Source organism: Streptomyces sp. NPDC020362 (assembly GCF_040642095.1).
Taxonomy (GTDB): Bacteria; Actinomycetota; Actinomycetes; order Streptomycetales; family Streptomycetaceae; genus Streptomyces.
In genome coordinates, this window is record NZ_JBFAET010000383.1 from 1 (window position 1) to 4032 (window position 4032).

The 4032-nt window shown below is 72.6% G+C and carries 2 protein-coding genes; one reads left to right on the top strand and one right to left on the bottom strand.

Annotated elements, in window-relative coordinates; translation table 11 throughout:
* Nucleotides 1–2745, top strand: a 2745-nt coding sequence (locus AB0H32_RS47225; protein ID WP_361135576.1) for a type 2 lanthipeptide synthetase LanM family protein, incomplete at its 5' end; no start/stop codon positions are given.
* 20 nt (nucleotides 2746–2765) lie between these two features.
* Here AB0H32_RS47225 and AB0H32_RS47230 read toward each other — a convergent pair.
* The gene (locus tag AB0H32_RS47230; protein ID WP_361135580.1) at nucleotides 2766–3722 is read right to left on the bottom strand and encodes a hypothetical protein; all 957 of its coding nucleotides are present in this window, start codon (nucleotides 3720–3722) and stop codon (nucleotides 2766–2768) included.
* Nucleotides 3723–4032: the final 310 nt, after the last annotated feature.

A 4032-nucleotide genomic window follows, 5' to 3' on the forward strand; every position in this document is an offset into this window, starting at 1 on the left:
ACCGCCGTCGACGGCCTGGACCCGGAGGAGCGGGACACGCTCCTGGAGGCCGGCCACACCACCCTGCTCAGGTCACTGCACGCCAAACTCTCCCGCCTGTTCCTGATCGAACTGCACGCCCTGCGCATGGCCCAGGGCGCGGTGCCCGATGCCGATCGGGCCGGGGACGACTCCGACCGGCGGACATGGGCCGCGTTCATCGAGCTGGCCGGCGAGGAGGGCTATCTCGACAAGCTGGCGGGCCGGTATCCGACCGTGGGCACGCGGATCGCGTCGGTGGCGCGGCTGTCCGTGGCGGCGACGAGCGCGTTCGCGCAGCGGCTCGCGGCGGACCGCGCACTGCTGGGGCCGCTGCTCGGCCGGCCCGCGGGGCGGATCCGTGCCGTGGAGTTCGGGGCGGGTGACAGCCATCGGGGCGGTCTCACCGTCAGCCGGGTCGACTTCGCCGACGCGCGTGTCATGTACAAGCCCCGGCCGTCGCAGGCCGACGTGGCGCTGGGCGCGCTGCTGGACGAGCTGTTCGCGGACTTCCCCGGCGCCCCCGCGCCCGAGGACCGCATCCGGGTGCCGCGGACGCTGGTGCGCGAGGGCTACGGCTGGGCCGAGTTCGTCCACCATCGCTACTGCGCCGACGACGAACTCGCGGCGTTCTACCGCAACATGGGGCACTGGCTGGCGGTCCTGCGCTTCTGCGGCGGCACCGACATGCACGCCGAGAACATGATCGCCACGGGGCCGGTGCCGGTGATCGTGGACGCCGAGACGCTCTTCGACGCCCCGGCGCCCTTCCCGCCCAGCGGCCGGGGCGACGCGGTGGACGTGGCGGCAGCGGCCATCCGCCGCACGGTGCTGCGCACCGGGCTGTTGCCGGTACGCGGCACCGGCTTCGCCCTCGGTGGCGTGGACATCTCCGGTGTGGGGGCGCTGCCCGGCCAGCAGCCGCTGATCCCGAATCCGGTGATCGCGGACGGCGGCACCGCGGCCGCCCGCTTCCAGGTGGACCTGGTGGCGATGCCCACCGCGGGCAACCATCCGAGCCCCGCCCCCGTTCTGAGCGCGTACTGGGACCGGATCCTCGCCGGCTTCCGGGAGATGACCGCGCATCTGCGCCGTCCCGGCGTCGACCCGTGCCGGCTGCTGTCCCGCTTCGAGGGCGCCCGGGCGCGGCGCATCCTGCGGCCGACACAGGCGTACGTCGACATCGGCCGGATGCTCTGGCACCCGGCGTCGCTGCACGACGAGACGGCGGCCGTGGAGCGGGCCCGGGACATCCTGCGGCGCAACGCCGAGGTGCTGCCCGGCGCGCCGACGGACCGCGCGGCCATCGACGCCGAGATCGCGGACCTCCTGGTCGGAGATGTCCCGATGTTCGGCTTCACCGTGGACGCGACCGCCGTGCGGAACACGGTCGAGGACTGGCGCACCGCCGACTTCGCGCTGGAGGAGTCGGTGATCCAGGACGCGCTGGTCGGCGCGTACCTCAACGAGCGTTCGCTGCCCTCACGGGTGCAGGCCGCCGCCCGCTCCCCGCACGCCCGGCACCGGGAGCGGCGCCGCCGCGCCCTGGCAGCGCGGCTGGTGCGGCGGCTGTGCGACGCAGCCGTACGCGGCGAGGACGGCACGGTCACCTGGATCAGCCCCGTCTTCACTCCCGCGGGGTGGTCGATCAGGGTGCTGCCCGCCGACCTCTACACCGGGCAGGGCGGGGTGGCACTGACGCTGGCGGAGTACGGTGCCGAGGTGCGGGCCGGACGGGCGGACGAGGTGCCCGGCGTGGCCGAGACCTTCGAGGGCGCGCTGCGGGTGCTGATCAGCACCGAGGACTCGACGCCGACGCCGTCCGCCGGGGCGTTCAGCGGCGCCGCGTCTCAGGTGTGGACGTGGCTGGCGCTGCACCGGGTGCTCGGTGAGGACTGGCTGCTGGAGCGGGCCGCCGCGAGGGCGCTGCTGCTGTCGGGCTCCCTGGTCGACGACGACGTGGAGGTGGACCTCCTCAACGGTGCGGCCGGCGGCATCGTCCCGCTGCTCGGTCTGGCCGCGGCGACCGGGCAGGACCGCTGGCTGGGCGCCGCAGCACACATCGGCCGCCGGCTGGGCGGGATCGCCACGGTCGATGCCGCCGGCGCCCGCTGGACGACCCGGCTCAACCCCGAGGGGATCGGCGGCTTCGCCCACGGTGCCACCGGGATCGGCTGGGCGCTGGCCCGGCTCGCCCTCGGCGAGGCGGGTTCCCCGGCCGAACGGCGTGACTGGAACCGTCTTGCCGAACGGGCCTTCGCCTACCAGGAGTCCCTCTGGCAACCCGATCACGGCAACTGGCTCGACGTCCGCATCGGCGCCGAGGAGGACTTCTTCACCAGTTGGTGCCACGGCAGCGCGGGGATCGGCATCGGCATGCTCGACCTCTACCGGCGCACCGGCAACGCCGACCGCCTCGACATGGCCCGGCGCGCCGCGCGTGCCTGCGCCGCCGAGGGCTTCGGCTGGAGTCACACGCTGTGCCACGGCGACCTCGGCCTCTGGCAGTTCCTCACGTCCCCGGACCTGGGCGACCGCGACGACCTCGACGACCTCGACGACCTCGACGGTGAGATCCTCACGAGCCTCGAGCAGCGCGGTCCGGTCGGCGGTCTGGCCCGCGAGGCGTTCTCCCCCAGCCTGATGTCGGGGCTGTCGGGAGTCGTCCACACCCTGCTCCGCATGCACCGCGGGGCCTGCCTGCCCGATCCCCTCCTCCTCGACTGACCGGCCCGCCCGGAGGCGGATCACGCGCCGGCGGTGGCCCTGCGCTGCGCCTGCTCGAACTCGGTCAGAGGGTCGCCGCCGGCCTGCCAGGGCCAGGGCGTGACGATGCCGCCGAGCGTCTCGAAGGCCGCCCGGGCCTCGTGGCGCCGGTCCGCGGCCATCAGCGCGTAGGCGAGGATGTTGAGGTCGGCCAGTGCCCTGGCATGACGGAGGAACCCGGGCTGCACCCAGGTGTGGGCCACACGGTCGAGGGCCTGGGCGGCCATCGCCTGGGACCAGTGATTGCGTGCCACGAGCGCTTCGAAGCCGCCGCGGTCGAGGACGGAGTGGTACTGGAAGACCTGGGCGGTCAGTTCCGTCGCCGCGCAGGGCATGTTCGCGGGCATGCGAGCGCACAGGGCGTCCACGAACTCCAGCACCTGGATGCGCGACCCCGCTTCCTGCGGGGTGAGATAGCCCAGCATGTTCAGGTAGGCCTCGCGGTTCCAGCGGTCGCGCGCGAGCACCTCGTTCCACACGCCGAACATCTGCGGCTGCTCCCAGCGCTCCAGGCGCGCCGCGCCCAGGACGACCACCCAGGGGGTGGGGTCCTCCGGGGCGAGCTCGGCAGCCCGAAGACAGCTGTCGATGACACCGGCCGCGTCCTGCAGGCCTCCCTGGGAGCGGGCACGGGCCACCTCGGTCCATGCGTACAGCAGGAGTGCGTTCGAGCTGCGCGGCTCGCGCGTGGCCCAGGTGCGCGGCAGATTCGATCCGGCCAGGAAGTCGGCCAGGACCCCCATGCGGTGCGCCCGGCGGTCCCAGTCGCCCGGGTCGCGCTCCAGCAGACGGGAGATCTGCGCCACGCACAAGTCCGTCGTCGCGATCGTTCCCGTCCTCGTGGTCGCCAGCAGCGACTTCAGCAGCTTGCCCAGATCCTGATCGTCCAGCTCCGGGGCAAGGCGGGACCTTCTGCGGCGACTTGAAAGAAAAGCCATGTCGGGAGGCTAAAGGGGACGAGGAATCACACAAGACCTGAGCCAAGATCGTTATGGATTACACGTCTAACCAGGGGTTACTCGCTCGTATGCCGATACGGACGCCCACGGATCGCACCCGCCTCCCCACCGAAGGCCGACCCACTGCACACATGCACTCGTTCCATTTGTTGTACGAATGCACTCTTGCTCGCCGGGGTGCATCACCGTCCCGGCCCCGAACGCCGATTCCTCCTCGGAGTGCTCTCCCTCCACACCGAAGAGGACGCGGACGGCACCGAGCGTCCCTTCCTGGTACTGGAGACCACCG